This is a genomic window from Streptomyces sp. NPDC058579 (assembly GCF_042718575.1).
Classification (GTDB): Bacteria; Actinomycetota; Actinomycetes; order Streptomycetales; family Streptomycetaceae; genus Streptomyces.
The window spans coordinates 210,342-228,387 of record NZ_JBHXPI010000009.1; the positions used below are offsets into that span (position 1 = coordinate 210,342).

The 18,046-nt window shown below is 71.9% G+C and carries 10 protein-coding genes and 2 pseudogenes; 4 read left to right on the plus strand and 8 right to left on the minus strand.

Going from position 1 to position 18,046, the window contains the following annotated elements; genetic code table 11:
- Nucleotides 1-114 precede the first annotated feature (114 nt).
- Nucleotides 115-2,031 (minus strand): annotated as a pseudogene (locus ACFWRO_RS15075) (PHP domain-containing protein); the annotation flags it as partial.
- 206 nt (nucleotides 2,032-2,237) lie between these two features.
- Between ACFWRO_RS15075 and ACFWRO_RS15080 the strand changes: the two are divergent.
- Entirely contained in the window at nucleotides 2,238-3,284 is a 1,047-nt protein-coding gene (locus ACFWRO_RS15080) for a DUF3533 domain-containing protein (RefSeq protein ID WP_384509666.1), read from the plus strand.
- 83 nt (nucleotides 3,285-3,367) lie between these two features.
- Here ACFWRO_RS15080 and adhE read toward each other — a convergent pair whose 3' ends face one another.
- Entirely contained in the window at nucleotides 3,368-5,962 is a 2,595-nt protein-coding gene (gene adhE / locus ACFWRO_RS15085) for a bifunctional acetaldehyde-CoA/alcohol dehydrogenase (protein WP_384509668.1), read from the minus strand.
- Nucleotides 5,963-6,187: 225 nt separating this feature from the next.
- On the opposite strand from adhE, the gene ACFWRO_RS15090 reads away from it, so the two are divergent.
- Entirely contained in the window at nucleotides 6,188-7,051 is an 864-nt protein-coding gene (locus ACFWRO_RS15090; protein ID WP_384509671.1) for an alpha/beta fold hydrolase, read from the plus strand.
- A 9-nt stretch (nucleotides 7,052-7,060) separates the two neighbouring features.
- On the opposite strand, the gene ACFWRO_RS15095 is transcribed toward ACFWRO_RS15090, so the two are convergent.
- From ACFWRO_RS15095 to ACFWRO_RS15115, 5 genes and pseudogenes are all read right to left on the minus strand, one after another.
- Nucleotides 7,061-9,682: a DUF6185 family protein gene (locus tag ACFWRO_RS15095; protein WP_384509673.1), complete on the minus strand. Its 2,622-nt coding sequence runs from the start codon at nucleotides 9,680-9,682 to the stop codon at nucleotides 7,061-7,063.
- A gap of 69 nt (nucleotides 9,683-9,751) precedes the next feature.
- Entirely contained in the window at nucleotides 9,752-10,459 is a 708-nt protein-coding gene (locus ACFWRO_RS15100) for a hypothetical protein (protein WP_384509675.1), read from the minus strand.
- Nucleotides 10,460-10,559: 100 nt separating this feature from the next.
- Nucleotides 10,560-11,450 (minus strand): S1 family peptidase, encoded by an 891-nt coding sequence (locus ACFWRO_RS15105; RefSeq protein ID WP_384509678.1) that lies wholly within the window; start codon nucleotides 11,448-11,450, stop codon nucleotides 10,560-10,562.
- 229 nt (nucleotides 11,451-11,679) lie between these two features.
- Nucleotides 11,680-12,492, minus strand: coding sequence for a DUF1684 domain-containing protein (locus ACFWRO_RS15110; protein ID WP_384509680.1), 813 nt, complete (start codon nucleotides 12,490-12,492; stop codon nucleotides 11,680-11,682).
- Nucleotides 12,493-12,804: 312 nt separating this feature from the next.
- Nucleotides 12,805-14,060: pseudogene (locus tag ACFWRO_RS15115) on the minus strand (DUF5685 family protein).
- A gap of 322 nt (nucleotides 14,061-14,382) precedes the next feature.
- Here ACFWRO_RS15115 and ACFWRO_RS15120 point away from each other — a divergent pair.
- Nucleotides 14,383-14,817 (plus strand): cell division protein SepF, encoded by a 435-nt coding sequence (locus ACFWRO_RS15120; RefSeq protein WP_384509683.1) that lies wholly within the window; start codon nucleotides 14,383-14,385, stop codon nucleotides 14,815-14,817.
- An 89-nt stretch (nucleotides 14,818-14,906) separates the two neighbouring features.
- Here ACFWRO_RS15120 and ACFWRO_RS15125 read toward each other — a convergent pair whose 3' ends face one another.
- The gene (locus ACFWRO_RS15125) at nucleotides 14,907-16,574 is read right to left on the minus strand and encodes an MFS transporter (protein ID WP_384509686.1); all 1,668 of its coding nucleotides are present in this window, start codon (nucleotides 16,572-16,574) and stop codon (nucleotides 14,907-14,909) included.
- Between the two features lie 407 nt (nucleotides 16,575-16,981).
- On the opposite strand from ACFWRO_RS15125, the gene ACFWRO_RS15130 reads away from it, so the two are divergent.
- Nucleotides 16,982-18,013, plus strand: coding sequence for a phosphatase PAP2 family protein (locus ACFWRO_RS15130; protein ID WP_384509689.1), 1,032 nt, complete (start codon nucleotides 16,982-16,984; stop codon nucleotides 18,011-18,013).
- The last annotated feature ends 33 nt before the right edge of the window (nucleotides 18,014-18,046 follow it).

Consider the following 18,046-nt stretch of genomic DNA (forward strand, 5'->3'; position numbering starts at 1 on the left):
TCCCGGCTGAGGTCGTAGAACTCGACAGCCCAAGAGCCCTCGGGCTCCTCCATGCAGATGCCTCCGTGCCAAAGTCCGAGCCGAAAACCGACAGTGACTCAGACAGTAGAGAAGGCCGGGTGATTCGAGCTGGAACAGGCCGAGGGTCTGGCTCTCCTGGATGAGCTTGAACGCGAAGACGTCGTCGAGCGGCACCTGCGCCGGGTCGTCCAGGTCGACGCGCTCGCCGGTGACCCGTTCGATCTCGGCGACCGCGTGGGTCATCGAGGAGAGCATCCGGACCCCGAGGACGTCCAGCTTGATGTTGCCCAGCGCCTCGATCTCCTCCTTCGCCGCCATCGCCATGGGGTACTCGCCCTGCGGGGTCGGCTGAACCGGCAGCCGGTCCAGGAGCGTCGCGTCGCTGATGACCACGCCGCAGGGGTGCATGGCCATGCCGTGGACCAGGGAGTCGAGCCCCTCGGCCAGCTTCCACAGCGGCCCGTAGCGGTGCGCCTCGGCCGCGAGGCCCCGCAGCTCGGGCAGTTCGGCGAGCGCGCCGGTGATGTCGGAGGCCCGCAGGTGCGGGAAGCTCTTGGCGATCCGGTCGATGTCCGCCGGCGCGACGCCGAGGGCGAGGCCGGTGTCGCGCAGGGCGCGGCGGGCCCGGTAGGTCTCGGGCATGGCGGTGACCGCGACCCGCTCCTTGCCGAAGCGGTCGAAGATCGTGTCGTAGCACTCCAGGCGCCGGGCGGACTCGACGTCGATGTCGATGTCGGGCAGCGACCTCCGGCGCACGCTCAGGAAGCGTTCGAACAGCAGGCGGTGGTCGAGCGGATTGGCCGTGGCGATGCCCAGCGCGTGGCAGACCATCGATCCGGCGCCGGAGCCGCGCGCCGCGACCCGGATGCCCTTCTCCCGGATGTCGGCCACGACCTGGCCGACGGCGAGGAAGTACGAGTCGTAGCCCATCCGGGAGATCACCGCGAGCTCGTCGTCGAGCCGGTCGAGCGCGGCGCGGTCCCGGTCCAGGCCGCGCCGGACCAGGCCGGCCTCGCTCCGCGCGCGCAGCAGCCGCGCCGCGCCGTCCGCCCCGGGTTCCGCGCCGAGCACGTCGGGCTCGGGGAAGTGGGGCGTGCCGAGTCCCAGGTCGGCGGCGGGGTCGAGGGCGCAGGCGGCCGCCGCGGCGGCGGTGTCGGCCAGCAGCCGGCGGGCCCGCGCGGGGTCCGCGCCCGCGCACTCGGCGATCAGCCGCGCGATGCTCGTCATATTCCCCTCGCCCTTGAGCCAGCGCTGCCCGCTGTCCAGGCGGCGCCGGTCGATCGGCCGCAGCAGCCGCGCGGAGTCCAGGACGTCGGCGAGCCGGTGCTGGTCCTGGTCGGCGTAGCGCACGGCGTTGGTGAGCACGGCGGTGGTACGGGTGCGGTCGGCGAGCGCCAGCGTCCGGGCGGCGAGCCGGAGCGATCCGGGGCCGGTGCCGGAGGGCTTGTACGCCACCGTCTCCAGACCGAGTCCGCCGCCGAAGATCTCCTGCCAGGGGGCGAGGAGCCTCGTCGCGACGTCCTCGCGTCCCGCCGCCAGGGCCCGTACCGGCTCCGAGAGCGGTCCGAGCAGCGCGATCAGGCCGGGGCCGCCGTGTGCGCGCAGCGCCTCCCACGGCACCACCGGCGCCGTACCCCCGAGCGCGTCGGCATGGGCGGCCGAGGTGATGCGGCACAGTCGCGCCCACCCCTCCCGGTCCCGCGCGAGCAGGGTGAACCGCAGCGGCGGCTCGACGACGTGCGCGCCCCCGCGCGCCGGGGTGCGGCGGCGCGCCGCCGGTGGCGGGGGCGCGAGGGCCTCCACCGCCAGGTCGACGCCGAAGACCGGCCGGACACCGGTCTCGGCGCAGGCCCGCGCGAACCGGACGGCGCCGGTGACGGTGTCCCGGTCGGTGAGCGCAAGCGCGGGTACGCCCCGCTCGGCGGCCCGCCGGACGAGGTGTTCGGGGTGGGCGGCGCCGTAGCGGACGGAGTAACCGGACGCGACGTGCAGATGGGCGAAGCCCGCCATGCCGCACCTCCATCACTCCACCCCTTTTCGACGATTCACCCGATATGTTCATCGTACGCTCGTTCGATTACTGTACTCCCTCATCGACCCTGGTCGGCGACCTGATTCGAACACATCATCGATTCTTGCGCGAGGGGTCACACACGCCTCATCCGTTCGGCCGCATCCCGCCTGCGCGATCACTCCCCTCCCCGGAGCGTGGGGGCATGAGCCTCGTCGACGAACTGAAGAGTGCCGTCACGCCCCGCGCCGCCCTGCTGGTCGTCGGCGTCTTCGCCCTCCAGCTGCTGTTCATCGCCTCGTACGTCGGGGCGCTCCACAACCCGAAGCCGAGGGACGTCCCGTTCGGCGTGGTCGCGCCCCCGGCGGTCTCCGCCCAGCTCGTCGGCCGCCTCGACCAGCTCCCCGGCGGGCCGCTCGACCCGCGGACGGTCTCCGACGGGGCCGAGGCCCGCGAGCAGATCCTGAACCGGGACATCGACGGCGCTCTGCTCGTGAACCCGGCCGGGACCACCGACACCCTGCTCGTCGCCTCCGGCGGCGGCACCGTGCTCGCCTCCTCCCTGAACAGGCTCTTCACCACGGTCGAGGCCGCGAACGGACGCACCGTCAGGACCGTCGATGTGGCCCCCGCCTCCCCGCAGGACTTCGACGGCCTCTCCGCCTTCTACCTGGTCGTCGGCTGGTGCGTCGGCGGCTACATCTGCGCCGCGATCCTCGCCATCAGCGCCGGTTCCCGCCCCGCGAACCGGGAGCGCGCGATCATCCGGCTCGGCGCCCTCGCGCTCTACTCGATCCTCGGCGGCCTCGGCGGCGCGATCATCGTCGGCCCGATCCTCGGCGCCCTGCCCGGCAGCGTCTTCGCCCTGTGGGGGCTCGGCGCCCTGGTGGTCTTCGCGGTCGGCGCCGCGACCCTGGCCCTCCAGTCGGTCTTCGGCATCGTCGGCATCGGCCTGGCGATCCTGCTGATCGTCGTGGCCGGCAATCCGAGCGCGGGCGGCGCGTTCCCGCTGCCGATGCTGCCGCCGTTCTGGAACGCGATCGGCCCCGCCCTGCCCCCGGGCGCCGGCACCTGGGTCGCGCGCTCCATCGCGTACTTCAAGGGCAACGACGTCACCGCCTCGCTCCTGGTGCTCTCCGCCTGGGCGGTCGTCGGAACCGTGGTCACGCTCGTCATGGCCTCGCTCGGGCGCAAGCCCGGCACCGAGCCGATCGCCGAGGAGCTCGGCGCGGCGGGCGGTGCCGCCGCGTGAACCTCGGCTCGCGGTGACAGGCCGCCCCGCGCTTCCTCGCGCGGGGCGGCCTGCTGTTCAAGAGCCGAGAGTCCGAGTGACCGTCAGGCGCCGTAGTACGCCCGGGTCATCAGCTCCTTCATCTCCTCGATCATCGGCATCCGCGGATTGGCCGGCGCGCACTGGTCGGCGTACGCGTTCATCGCCTGCTGCGGCAGGGCCTCCAGGAAGGCGGCCTCCTCGACGCCCTCCTCCTGGAAGGAGGCCGGGATCCCGCACTTGGCGCGCAGTTCCTCCACGGCCTTCGCGTACGACTCCACGCCCTCCTCCGGCGTCCCGGCCGGCAGGCCCAGCATCTTCGCGATCTCCTGGAAGCGCTCCGGCGCCCGGTAGACCTCCGCCTTCGGCCACGGCGTGGCCTTGCCGCTGACCTGGCCGTTGTGCCGGATGACGTGCGGCAGGAGCAGGGCGTTGGTGCGGCCGTGGGCGACGTGGAAGGTGTTGCCGAGGGTGTGCGCCATGGCGTGGACCAGGCCGAGGAAGGCGTTGGCGAAGGCCATTCCGGCGACGGTCGAGGCGTTGTGCATCTTCTCGCGCGCCTCGGGGTCCTTCGCCCCGTTCACCACGCACCGCTCCAGGTTCTCGAAGATGAGCTTGATCGCCTGGAGGCAGAGCCCGTCGGTGTAGTCGTTGGAGTAGACCGAGACGTACGCCTCGGTGGCGTGGGTCAGGGCGTCGAAGCCGGAGTCGGCGGTGACGCTCGCCGGGAGCCCCATGGGGAGGACCGGGTCGACGATGGCGACGTTCGGGGTGAGCGCGTAGTCGGCGAGCGGGTACTTCTGGGCGGCCGCCGGGTCGGAGATGACGGCGAAGGGCGTGACCTCGCTGCCGGTGCCCGAGGTGGTCGGGACGGCCACCAGCTGCGCCTTCTTCCCGAGCCCCGGGAACTTGTAGGCGCGCTTGCGGATGTCGAAGAACTTCTCCTTCGTGTCCGCGAACTCGACCTCCGGGTGCTCGTACATCAGCCACATGATCTTGGCCGCGTCCATCACCGAGCCGCCGCCGAGCGCGACGATCGTGTCGGGCTCGAAGTCCCGCATCAGCGCGGCGCCGGCCTGGACGGTCGCCAGCTCGGGGTTGGGCTCGACGTTGTCGATGACCTGGAGGACGACCGCCGAGGGGCGGGCCCGGAGGATGTCGGTGACCTTCTGGACGAAGCCGAGCGTGCCCATGGTCTTGTCGGTGACGATCGTGACCCGCTCGAGGCCGTCCATCTCGCCGAGGTAGCGCAGGGAGTTGCGCTCGAAGTAGATCTTCGGCGGGACCTTGAACCACTGCATGTCGGTGTTGCGCCGTCCGATCCGCTTGACGTTGATCAGGTTGACCGCGGTCACGTTGTCGGAGACCGAGTTGTGTCCGTACGAGCCGCAGCCGAGGGTCAGGGAGGGCAGGAAGGAGTTGTAGACGTCGCCGATCCCGCCGAAGGTGGAGGGCGCGTTGACGATGATCCGGATCGCCTTGACCCGCTTGCCGAACTCCTCGGCGAGTTCCTCGTCCTCCGTGTGGATCGCGGCGCTGTGCCCGAGACCGTGGAACTCGACCATCTTCGCGGCGAGTTCGAGGCCGTGCTCGGTGGTGTCGGCCTTGAGGGCGGCCAGGATCGGGGAGAGCTTCTCACGGGTGAGCGGCTCGCCCTCGCCGGCCTCGTGGCACTCGGCGAGCAGCAGCGTGGTCCCTGCCGGGACCTCGAAGCCGGCCTGTTCGGCGATCCACCGCGGCGACCTGCCGACGACGGCCGCGTTCAGCTTGGCGCCGGAGCAGGTGGTGGCGTAGGCGGTGGTCCCGAAGACGTACTCCTCCAGCTTGGTCTTCTCGGCCGCGGTGACGACGTACGCGCCGAGCCGCTCGAACTCGGCGATGCCCTGCTCGTACACCTCCCGGTCGAGGATGACGGCCTGCTCGGAGGCGCAGATCATGCCGTTGTCGAAGGCCTTGGAGAGCACGATGTCGTGGACGGCCCGCTGGAGCCTGCCGCTCCTGGTGACGTACGCGGGAACGTTTCCGGCGCCGACGCCGAGGGCGGGCTTGCCGCAGGAGTAGGCGGCCTTGACCATCGCGTTGCCGCCGGTGGCGAGGATGGTGGAGACGCCGTCGTGGTGCATGAGGAGGCCGGTGGCCTCCATGGACGGCTCCTCGATCCACTGCACGCAGCCGGCGGGCGCGCCGGCGGCGACGGCCGCGTCGCGGACGATCCGGGCGGCCTCCGCGGAGCACTTCTGCGCGGAGGGGTGGAAGGCGAAGACGATCGGGTTACGGGTCTTCAGGGCGATCAGCGCCTTGAAGATCGTGGTCGAGGTGGGGTTGGTGACGGGGGTCATCGCGCAGATGACGCCGACGGGTTCGGCGATCTCGGTGATGCCGTTCAGTTCGTCGCGGCGGATCACTCCGGCGGTCTTCAGGCCGGCCATCGAGTTCGTCACGTGCTCGCAGGCGAAGAGGTTCTTGACCGCCTTGTCCTCGAACAGCCCGCGGCCGGTCTCCTCCACGGCCAGCTTCGCGAGCTCGCCGTGGGCGCTCAGCGCCGCGAGCGACGCCTTCTTGACGATGTGGTCGACCTGCTCCTGGTCGAACTCCTCGAACCGCCCGAGCGCCGCGAGAGCTCCCTGGACGAGTCCGTCCACCATCTCCTTGGCCTCCATGGCAGGTACTCCTTCTTCGATCCCTTTTTCTCCGATGACTCCATTCGACACCCGGGATATACCGAAAAGGGCCGGACAAAGCCCTGCCCGGGCGGGCCGAAAGCCCCTTCAAGATCCCAAAGGCCACCGGGAAGGCACACCTGACCTGTATAAATATCCCGGGACCTTAGACCTTTGCGAGTTTGTGAAATCTTTCACAAGAATTTCCCCAGTAAGCTCCCGCCCATGGGAAAGCATGTGCGCACCGATGACGGCCGCCTGCTGCTGGCCGAGGAATGGGGAAATCCCGCCGGGACCCCCGTACTGCTCCTGCACGGCACACCCGGCAGCCGGCTGGGGACCGCGCTGCCCGACCTCCCCGAGCGCCGCCCCGACGTGCGCTTCTTCGCCTACGACCGACCCGGGTACGGCGGTTCCGACCGGCACCCCGGCCGCCGGGTCGCCGACGCGGCCCGGGACGCCGCCGCCGTCGCCGACGCGCTCGGCATCGAGCGGTTCGCCGTCGTCGGGCGCTCCGGCGGCGCCCCGCACGCGCTCGCCTGCGCGGCGCTGCTGCCCGAGCGGGTCCGGGCCGCGGCGGCGCTCGTGAGCATCGCGCCCCGGGACGCGGCCGGGCTCGACTGGTTCGCCGGCATGACCCCGTTCAACGTGCGCGAGTTCGGCCTGGCCGCCGAGGCGCCCGAGCTCCTCGACGCGGACCTGGCCGCCCGGGCGGCGGCCATCCGGCAGGACCCGGAGCGGCTGGTCGAGGACCTGCGCGCCGAACTCTCCGACCACGACCTGCCGGTCGTCTCCGACCCCGCCGTCCGCGCCACGCTCCTGCGCTCCTACCGCGAGGCGCTCGGCACCACGCACCACGGCTGGACCGACGACTGCCTCGCCTTCACCCGCCCCTGGGGCTTCGACGTCTCCGCCGTCACCGCCCCCGTCCTCCTCTGGCACGGCCTCGACGACGCCTTCTCGCCACCCGCCCACACCCGCTGGCTGGCCGACCGGATCCCCGGAGCGACCCTCGAACTCGTCCCGGACGCGGGCCACTTCGCCGCCCAGTACGCCCTGCCGGCCGTCCTGGAGTGGCTGGCCAGGTAGCCGCACCGGCTACCTGTTGGTCGTCAGTTGCTTCGTCGGAGAGGCGTCCGGTTCCACGAAGAACTCCCAGATCGTGATCATCGCGACGAGTTGCGCGATGAGGTACGCCATCTGAAGGGAGTAGTAGCGCATCTGGTAGACGGACAGCAGCAGTCCGAGGCGGCTCTGCCAGTAGCGTCGCTCGCCCTGGAACGTGTCGAGGTCGAGCGCGATGCCGGTGACGGTCAGCACGAACAGCATCACCAGGACGTAGAGCGCCATGCCGTCCGCGCTCTCCCGGGTGAACCAGAAGCCCACGACGTCGATGCCGATGGGCACGGCGAACGCCAGCGCCACGGGGACGGCTTTGGCGGCGCCCCGCCGCCCCGGGAGTATCCGCCACAGAGCCCCGAGGGTGAAGCCCGCACCGACGAAGCCCACCATCCAGAAGGCGAGGGCGAGCACCAGGTCGGGAATTCCGTAGAGGTACGAGAGCGAGTCCTGCCATCCCTCTCCGCGCAACGCCCACGCCCACATGGCGAGGACGCTCGCGGGAACGCCCGGTACCAGAGCGAAGCGTGCGCCACGACTGCCGTTGGCCCACCAGTCGTCGCGCGGGCCGAGCGCCAGTGCCGCGTCGACCACCGACACTCTCCCCGGGAGCCGGTCGGGACCTGCGTGCCACAGGCTCGCGGGCCAGTCGTGCAGATCGTTCAAGTCCCGCTCCAGGTTCCTCCGTTTGGGGGGAACATCCCCGAAGAGGCCCTGGTCAAGGCGGCGCAGCTCGGCATGGATCTCGCGGTAGGCACGGGCCTTCCGCAGCAGCGCTCTCCGCGCGACGGGGCCGCGCGCCGCGTACAGGGGCAGGCCGGACCGCTCGAAGAGCTGAACCATGACCGCGCGACCGCCGGCCGCTCTGGCCGCGCCGTACAGAGCGAACATGCAGAAGGGGATCGAGAGGACGTAGAGCGCCGCGTTGTCGAAATAGCCGCCGGGGACCAGGGTGACCGCGACAGGAAAGAACGTCAGGAACATCAGCCTGTCGGCGTCGTCCTCGAAGGGGGACAAGGTGGAGGGCGCACGCCAGGTACGGAGTACGGCGAGCATGGCCACGCACGTGATCATCCAGCTGTCGTCGAGGAGCCAGTCCTGCGCGTTGGAGACGGACCAGGTCAGTTCCCAGAACCAGTCGTTCCGGTGCTCCCATCCGTAGACGGGGTCGGCGCGGCTGCTCAGCCAGGACACACGCTGCCAGCTCCGCTCCTCGGTCAGTGCGAAGCCCACACCGACGGCGAGCGTCGCCGCGCCGACCGCCGGTCCGGCCCAGCGGAGCCTCAGGACCCGTCGGCTGCCCGGGAAGCGACGGCTCGGCGGCAGCAGGCCTCCGTCGACGGCCAGGCGCCATGTCGCCGCGGCGCAGCCGAGCAGCGCGAGCGCCAGAAGACAAGAGGAAGAGACGGCGAGAACGCCGAGATCGGCGGGCTCGACGGAGGAAGGACGCCGAGCGAACCCGTCCGGCCAGGTCATCACCGCGAACGGAGGGACGGCCAGGACGCCGGACGCGGCCCAGACCCGTCCGGACGGCTTGGCGAAGCCGAGCAGTACGACGATGGCGGCCATCGCGAAGGTGTTCTCGAGAAGGAGCCACTCCTCCAACCGGAACCCGCCTCTTCGGTCCCCGTACCGCGTGATGAGGTCGTCCGCGCGGATGAAGACGTCGAGAAGGACGGCGGTCAGGGCCCACCCGCCGAGGTTGCGCAGCGCACGGTCCTGTTCGACCGTCGGAGCGCCGAAGCGACTGCGGTATCGCCGGGCGGCGAACCACAGCAGCGCCGAGATGCCGGCCGTCCAGAGCAGAGAGCCGAGGCGGTCCAGCGCGACGACGGTCAGGCGGTTGGTCTGGGCGCTCCATGAACGTTGCCAGGGGGGTATGAGGGAGACGGACACGTCGGGTGGCGGGCCGCCGACGGCAGTCCGCGCGGAGCCCCCTCCTGTCGGCTGCTTCGTCTGGCGTGGTTCCGGGGCCTCGCTCGGTTCGGCGGGCTGCCAGACAAGCCCGGTGGCGCCGACCCCGGCCGTCGGACGAGGCGTCGCACTGTCGGCCCCCGGCGAGCCGGGATCCACGGTGACCTTCTTCCACCGGGCTCCGGCCAGCGCGGGCGGCGGCCGAAGGGTCATGGTCCAGCGATCCGCTCCGACCCGAAGCCGCCAGACGCCGACGTCGATGCTCGTCCCGTACCGGTTGACCCAGGAATGCGCCCTGTCCACCACCCTCACGCGACCGTCCTTCGAGGAGACGCGCGGCTTGCTGGTACGCCATTCCGACCAGCGACGCTGCTGGCCCACCTCACTCATGGTGAGGCAGGCCATGGCGGTGATGTACCGCTGACTGCCCTCGCCGAGCATCAGGTCCGGTGCCAACGCCCAGTCGCCGGGGACCTCGACGCTCAGCTCTGTGTCGACCTTGGTGTAGGTACGGTCGTCGTGCTGCAGCCGGGCCGACGCGCTGACCTCGGCCTTGGCAAGGCCCGCCGACTCGCACTCCTCGGCCGCCGGCGGCGAGGGGGCCGCACGAGCCGCTGTCGGTGCGCCCAGAGTCCCCAGGGCCGCCAGCAGGATCACCACGACCGACGTGAGCGCGCGTCTTCTCACCGGATGCCCCCCGCCCCCGCTGTGTGGACCACATCATGGCGCACGCGCCGACGGCCTGGGAACGACCGCTCAGGAAGGCGGCGGCGGATAGCCCTCCGAGCGGGCGCCCTTGAGGCAGTTCATGATCCGCTCATGGCTGTCGCCGACGGTGTCCACGACCCGTAGCCGGATGTGGAAGGCGTCGACCTCGTCGACGAAGCGCCGGGAGAACGCCCCCATCAGGACGGTCTCGTACGTCCCCGTGCCGACCAGCGGGAAGTTGCCGTAGAGAGGGATCTGGAAGTCCTCGCCCGCGACCAGACCGGCCCCGGTCAGGGTCGCCACGGCAGCCGGGAGGTCCGTCCACGGGGTCGACTCCGGGGCGGGCTCCCCCGCCAGGACGACCCGGCACTCCCACCGCTCGATCACGGCCGTGTACGGGCCGCCGTTGTAGACCCCGGCCCGCCACTCGACTCCGCCGCCGCGCAGTTGCCCGGTCGTCCAGTCGCTGCGCCAGCCCAGGAGGGGTCGTACGGTACGGGCGTACTGCGCCCGCGCGAGGACGGCGGCCGCCGCGACCGCGAGCAGGCTGCCCAGCGGCTCCATGTCCAGTAACTGCAGCCGCCACGGCCAGTCGGTCCTGGCCTGCTCGGTCATGTTGGCGCGGACGATCTCCCAGCCCAGGACGGCCGTGAGCAGGCAGAGCAGCACGATCGGGGCCGTGTAGAGCAGCCGGCTGCGCCGGACCCTGCGCTGGGCGTCGGATTCGGGTATCGGTCCACCGGGCCGGACGGTCACACGTTTCTCCCCACCACGAGTCCACGCGTCGGGTCCCCCGGCCCACGAGGGGGACGGGGGACCCGACTTCTGTTCGGATCATGGTGCCCGGTCGGACGCTCTAGTACACGCTGACCCCGTACGCGCTCAGCGCCTCGGTGACCGGCTGGAAGAACGTCGTACCGCCGCTGGAGCAGTTGCCGCTGCCGCCGGAGGTGAGGCCGATCGCGCGGCTGCCGGAGTACAGCGGGCCGCCGGAGTCGCCGGGCTCGGCGCAGACGTTGGTGCGGATCATGCCGTACACGATGTCGCCGCCGCCGTAGTTGACGGTGGCGTTGAGGCCGGTCACCGAGCCGCTGTGGGTGCCGGTGGTGGAGCCGCGACGGGTCACGGACATGCCCACGGTGGCGTTGGCGGCGCTGGTGATGTCGACGCTGCCGACCGAGCCGGACTTGGTGATGCCGGCGTTGGTGTACCGGACGATGCCGTAGTCGTTGGTCGGGAAGCTGGATCCCGAGGTGGAGCCGAGGACGGTCGCGCGGCCCGAGTCGGCGTACCAGGTGCCCGCGCCGTCGGTGCAGTGCCCGGCGGTCAGGAAGAAGTAGTTGCCCGCGCTGTCACGGACGTTGAAGCCGAGGGAGCAGCGCCAGCTGGTGGCGTAGGTGGCGTCGCCGCCGGAGATCAGCTTGTTGAACTTGCCGGGGGTGCGCTCGACGCGGATGGCCTTGGCGTTGGCGCCGGCCTCGCGCTTGATGTCGGCTATCTCCGCCTTGGACACCGTGGAGTCGGCGGTGACGACCAGGGTGTCGGTGGCCGGGTCGACGTGCCAGGCGGTACCGGCCACGTCGGCGGCGAGGACGGCGTCGCCCGCGGCGGTGAGCTGGGACGCGCTGAAGGTCTGCGCCGTGTCGGCGTTCGCGGCGGGGACCGCGACGGCCGCGGCGGCGGCGAGACCGGTGGCGACGGCGAGCAGGCGGATGGTTCTCGTGGGGGTGGTGCGCTTGATCCTCACTTGACGTTCCTCCAGAGGGGAATCGGGGGTCCACAGTGGGGTGTCGGACCCGTGAGGCGCGGCCAGGGGCCGGCGCTGTGGGGGAGTCTCGGGGTCCCCGACCGGCCGCCGCAAGGGCGTCTTTCGGCCGTACGACGCTCAACTACCTGACGCCACAAGGGAGTTGATCACCAGCGTGTCGTGGACGGCGCTCCCCACCGTCCACGGAAGCCCCCGGCCGTCCCCCGCGTCAGCCCTCCATCAGTCGCCGCTCCCCCGCCGGCACGGCGGTGTCGAGCGTGTTCCCGGGCGGCGGGAACGGGCAGATGAAGTGGTCCACGAAGGCGCACGGCGGCAGCAGCGCGCGGTTGAAGTCGACGGTCACCGAGCCGTCCTCGGCGGGCGCGGCGGGGCGCAGGAAACGGAAGCGGTAGCTGTCCCGGCCGCTGGTCGCGTCGGCGAAGACCGCCCACAGCGTGCCGTCGTCCTCCACCGCGACCCGCAGGGTGTGCTCGACACCGCGCAGCTCGAAGGAGAGCACGCCCGCGAGCCCGAGCCCCCGCTCCTTCCCGTCCGCGTTCTCCACCCGGACGCTCCGCGACTCCTCGTACGCCCGGAAGGTGCCGGGCACCGCCCAGCTCGCGTCGTACGGGGTGGCCTCGATGCCCCGGAAGGCGCGCCGCGCCGGGGACTCGGGGTCGAAGTCCCGTACCGCCCACAGCCCTTCGCGGCGCAGCACGACAAGGCGCCGCCCGGCGGACTCGGCCCGGGACTCGTGGATCGGGGTGTGGTCGGCGGTGAGCCGAACGCTGCCGATCAGGGGCTTGCCGTCGACGGTCACGGCGTCCTCGGCACCGGCCGTGAGGACCACCTCGTCGCCCTCGTCCCGCCAACGCCCGGGAACGGCCGGAATTCGACCCTCCGGGTAGTCGGAGAGCCAGTACGTGCCCGTGAGGGAGAGCGGACCGTACGACGAGGAGACCGCCGCCGTGCGCTGCTCGTGCCAGTGCTCCCAGTCCTGCCGGTCCTGCCGGTCCTGGGGATCGGTGCTATCCGTGCTCATGGTGATCCACCCTTCCATACGGGTCCGAAAAGCCCCGGACGCGACGCTTCGGGTGATGCGGTCAGGCCCGGCGGGGGCCGGGCAGGTCGCGCAGGAGGGCGAGGACCGTCCGCGCGGTCGCGTCGTTCTGCCGCAGCGCGAACCGGCCGCCGCCCGGCGGGTACGGGTCGACGATGGACGTCGAGACCGGAACCGTCGTACAGCTCCGGCACGTTGGCGGCGATCCGCTCCAGGACCCCGGTCCCGCGCGGCCCGGCGCCGACGATCACCAGCGACCGTGTCTCCCGCCCGCGCCCGCGCCGCCGCCGGGACTCAGCAGTCGCAGCCGCAGCAGTCGCACGAGCACTCGCAGGCGTCGGCCGCGTTTTCCGCGTTGTCCCGGTTCCGGCAGGTGCCCTTGCGCTTCTTCCGGGACCACGGGCCCTCGTACTGCTTCGCACAGCACATCTGGCAGGTGCAGAACAGCCAGGTGAACGCGGCGCATCCGGCCAGGAATCCGCGCGGCTTCGGCCGCTGCGGCCCCTCGCCCCCGAACTGCGGCGGCAGCCCACCGGGACCGCCGGGACCACCCGGGCCGCCGGGCCCTCCCCCGCCGTACGGGTTCCCGCCACCGCCCCCGTACGGATTGCCACCCCCGCTCCCGTACGGGTTCCCGCCCGCGTACGGATTCCCCGGCACCGGCCCCTGGCCGGGACCCGGCGTCCCGTGCGCGCAGGTCGTCGTGCCGAAGGCGCGGTCGACCGAGACCCGCAGCTCGTGCGCGAGCAGCATGTGGACCAGCCGGCCGTCGACGAACTCCGTGTCCCGCAGGGCCAGGCGGATGCCGTGGAGCGCGTCGTCCGCGAGCCGGCGGGCCTCGACGAGCGAGGTGCCGGTCGCGGCGAGCGGGTTCCACGCGCCCGAAGCGGCGTCGGTCTCCCGGTCCTCCACGGCGTCCAGCAGGTGCGCGAGCCGCCCGAAGAGCCGGCCGGCCTCGGCGAGCGGCTCGACGTTGCCGGGCCGCCCGGCGAGGACGGCGGTGTGCGCGAAGGCCGCCGCCGTCGCGGTCTCGGTCGGCTCGGTCACGACGAGGAGCGGTGTGCCGGGTCCGGCGAGCGTCTCGATCCCGGTCTGCCGGTCCACGGCGTCCACGAGGAGGGCGGTGTCGAAGCCGAGCGCGCGCCCGGTCCGCTCGCCCGGTCCCAGGACCTGGCGACCCGGCGGGCCGCCGCGGCGACCGGGCGGCGGGCCAACAGGCCGTCCCGGTCGGCGACGTGGTCCCGGACCTTCGCCGACGCGAGGACCAGCGAGACGGCGGCCGCGAGCCGCGCGCCCTCGCCCTGGGCGACGGGCGCGCTCCGCATCCCGCGCAGCGGGCAGGGGCCCGCCGTGCGGCGTATGCCGTCGAGCGGGCCGGTCTGAGCCTCCGTCAGAACCGAGACGATGAGCCCGTCGTAGTTGGTGACCACCCGGGCGAACTGCCCGTGGTCGGCCCGAAGTGCCAGACAGAGGCCGCAGAGATGGGCCATCCACTCGGTCTTGAGGCCCTCGGTGAGCCGGTGCGTGCAGGGCCTGACTATTCCGAACAAGAGACTCCCCCGTGAGTCGCGCGCATGTGCTGGTGGTGCGTGTGCGGGGCATCGTATCGAGCGTCCCGTTCACCCGGACGCTCCGACCGTCACCCTTCTGGCCCGACTTTCATATTTTAAGTTGCACAGCTCCTGCGGAACCTCCGTCAGGCCCCGCATACCGCAAGATTCCTGACGAATCGCCAGAAACGGGGCCTCACGTTCTGCACCAGTACCGTCACGAAACACGCGCGCGCCGACTATCCACTTGGCGCGCAATCCGCATCATGGACGACGATAGGTATTGCGGAACCACAAGTGACCGCGCTGAAAGGAGGCGTCCATGGGATCGGTGCGCAAGGCGAGCGCCTGGCTGGGACTCGTCGAGGACAACGACGAGCGTTACTACGACGACGAGTACGCCGAGGGTAACGAGAGCGGCGACGCCTGGGTGACGGACCCCCGGGTCCGGGTTGCGTCCGACTCGGCCCACGAGCAGGGCCGCCGGATCGCGACCGTCTCCCCGGACGGGTTCCGGGACGCCCGGGGCATCGGCGAACTCTTCCGGGACGGCGTCCCGGTCATCGTGAACCTCACGGCCATGGAGCCCTCCGACGCCAAGCGCGTGGTGGACTTCGCCGCCGGACTCGCCTTCGGTCTGCGTGGCTCGATCGAGCGGGTGGCCACTCGGGTCTTCCTGCTGACCCCGGCCGACACGCAGATCATCAGCGGGGACCCGGCCGCGCGTACGCAGGACGGTTTCTTCAACCAGAGCTGACCGGTGGGCGCCCCTTCCGGCAACGGCGCCGGAAGCCGCCCACCGAACGCCGGCCGACGCCCCGGTGCCTCAGCGGGCCTCAGCGGGTCTCAGCGCGCCGGGCGGCCGGAGCGGACGGGCTCGATCGGCTCGCGGCCGACCGCTTCACGCTCGGCCGGCTCGCGACGGCCCGGCACCCGCACCTCCTCGGGGACCGGCGCCACCAGGTCCTCCGGATCCACCGTGCACTCCATGACGCGCGGCAGCCGCAGCGCCATCACCGCCCCGAGCAGCAGCAGCCCCGCGCTGACGAACAGGGTGATGTGCAGTCCGTCCACGAAGGCGTGCCGGGCCGCGTGGTACAGCGCCGCGCCGGCCGTGCCGCCGAGCCGGTCGGCGACCTGGTAGGCCTCGCCGAGCGAGTTCGCGGCGGCCGTGCTCGCGGCGGCCGGGACCTCGGGGACGGAGGCGAGACCGGGGGCGTACGCCGCGTTCATCACGCTGCCGAGCAGCGCGATGCCCATGCCCGCGCCGAGCTGGTACGAGGTCTCGCCGATCGCCGCCGCGCCGCCCGCGCTCTCCGGCGGCGCCTCGCTGAGCATCGACTCGTAGGCGGAGAAGAGGGTGGTCTGCAGGCCGAAGCCGAGCAGCACGAAGCCGCAGGTGAGCAGGAGCGGCCGGTCGGTCTGGCCCATCATGACGAGCAGCAGCACGGCGGCCGCGGTGAGGACGAAGCCCCAGCAGACCATCCGGCGCGGTCCGATCCGGCGCAGGGTGTACGAGCCGGTGGCACCGGCCGCCATGGCGGCGAAGGTGAGCGGCAGCAGCCTGAGCCCGGTCTCCAGGGGGCTGAGCCCGAGGACGAGCTGGAGGTACTGGACGGCGATCAGCTCCAGGCCGACCAGGGCCAGCATGGCGAGCACGATGCAGCCGACGGACGTGGTGAAGGCCGGCCGGGAGAACAGCCGCATGTCGATCAGCGGGTGCGCCCGGCGCTTCTGCCGCCGTACGAAGAGGATCAGCAGCGCCGCGCCGATGAGCAGCGGGCCGCAGGTCGCCGGGGCGAAAAGGTTCTCGCCCCCGCCGATCCGCTTCACGCCGAGGACCATGCCGAGCACGCCGGCCGCGGCCATCAGCGCGCCGAGGACGTCCCAGGGGCCGTCGTCGCGACCCTTGGACTCGGGCAGCAGCCAGCGGCCGAGCGGCAGGATCAGCGCCATCAGCGGGATGTTGATCAGGAAGACCGAGCCCCACCAGTAGTGCTCGACCAGGAAGCCGCCGAGCACCGGTCCGGTGGCGGCGCCGATCGCGGCGACCGCCGTCCAGATGCCGATGGCGGTGGCCCGCTCGCGCCGGTCGGGGAAGACCGCCCGGAGGATCGAGAGGGTGGCGGGCATGATCATCGCGCCGCCGACGCCGAGGAGGGCGCGGGCGCCGATCAGGACCTCGGGGGTGGTGGCGAGGGCGGCGACCGCGGAGGCGACGCCGAACAGCGCGTAACCGAGGAGCAGGACCCGTCGCCGGCCGACCCGGTCACCGAGCGTGCCGAAGAGGATCAGCAGCGAGGCGCAGATCAGCGGATAGGCGTCGACGATCCAGAGCAGCTCGGTGGCGCCGGGACGCAGGTCCTCGGTGAGGGAGGGGACGGCGACGTGGAGCACGGTGGCGTCGAGCGCCACGAGCAGCAGGCTGACGCAGAGGACGACGAGGACGACCCAGCGGTTGGCGCCGCCGGCGGCGGCGCGGAGCCGTGCTCCGGCCGTGCTCGTCCGCTGCATGTACGTACCTCCCAGTGAAGCCCTCGCACTCGGCGGGCGCCGGCCGGGGGTTCGGGTCCTCGGGGCGGCCCGGCATCGACGGGCGAGTGAGCCGTCAGCGTACGCGAGTTCACGGCACGAGCGCGTGGCGCACCTCTCACCCCGGCGGGCCGCCCGGTGTGGCGTACGCCACTCCAGCAGGGCCGCACGTCGAGCCGAATTCCTCCCGTACAACCGTTTGAGAAATTTCCGTGACGTACAAACAGACTTCCGGAAAGCCGACTTCGCCCAATAGGGCACAAGGTCATCGGATTCTCAGACAGTCACCTGCAATAAACCCCGGGCTGAGACCTACTCCACATCACATCGTCATCACGAAGAGACCGGAACGACCAAGGTCGACACTCACTCCCTGTAACGTCGATTGGGTGCGTACCGACATCTTTGCCCGGCTGGACCGGGAGCCGGAACCGCCGAAGATAGAGGTCCCGCGGATGACCCGCACGCGTCTCGCCCTCTTCGGCGGGACGCTGGCGTTCTATCTCGCCATCGTCGTGGCCGTGCTGCTCTCGACGTGGCTGGTGACCCTCGACTGGAAGATCATGCTCTTCCGGCCCTATCAGCAGTGGCCGGACCTGCACCCCTTCCTCGACTACTACGTCGTCCTCGGCCAGCGCGGCCCGACGGCCGTGATGGTGGCGGCCTGGCTGGGCTGGCGCTCCTGGCGCCAGCACACCCTGCGCCCCCTGCTCACCCTCGGCGCCGCCCTGCTCCTGCTCAACGTCACCGTCGGCGCGGTCAAGCTCGGACTCGGCCGCCTCGGCCCCCACTACGCGACGCAGATCGGCTCGGCCGAGCTCTTCGGGGGCGGCGATATATTTCCGTCCGGACACACCGCGAACGCGGTCGTGACCTGGGGCATCCTGGCCTATCTGGCGACCACTCCGCTCGCCCGCCGCTACCTCTCGGCGCTCTCCGCCGTGGTCGCGCTCGGCGTCGGCCTGACCACCGTCTACATCGGCACGCACTGGCTGAGCGACGTGCTGCTCGGCTGGGCCGCCGGGCTGCTCATCCTGCTCGCGCTGCCCTGGTGCGAGCCGCTGATCAGCCGCGTGGAGGCCATCGTCCTCAGCGCCCGCGACCGGCTGCGCGAGCAGCTGCGGGCCCGTCGCCGGCTGGTCCCCTCGCTGCCCGTGGCGACCGGTGGTCCGCGGCACACGCTGTACCCGCAGCGTCCGGTCGCGGCCGAGGAGCCGGTCAGGGAGACCGTCGGCGCCCGCACCGGACGGACCTCGTCCGCCGCGCGCGGGGACGGCCGTCTCGCGCCGCCGCTCACCGGCCCCCGGGCGCACACGGCCCACGCCGGGCACGCGGGGCACTCCACGCGCCCGGAGCGGACGCCGATCACCCCGGCCGGCGGCCGCAGGCCGTCGCGCTCGCGGCCGCTCACCGGCGGCTGACTCGCACGACCGCATGAGGAAGGGCCCCGGCAG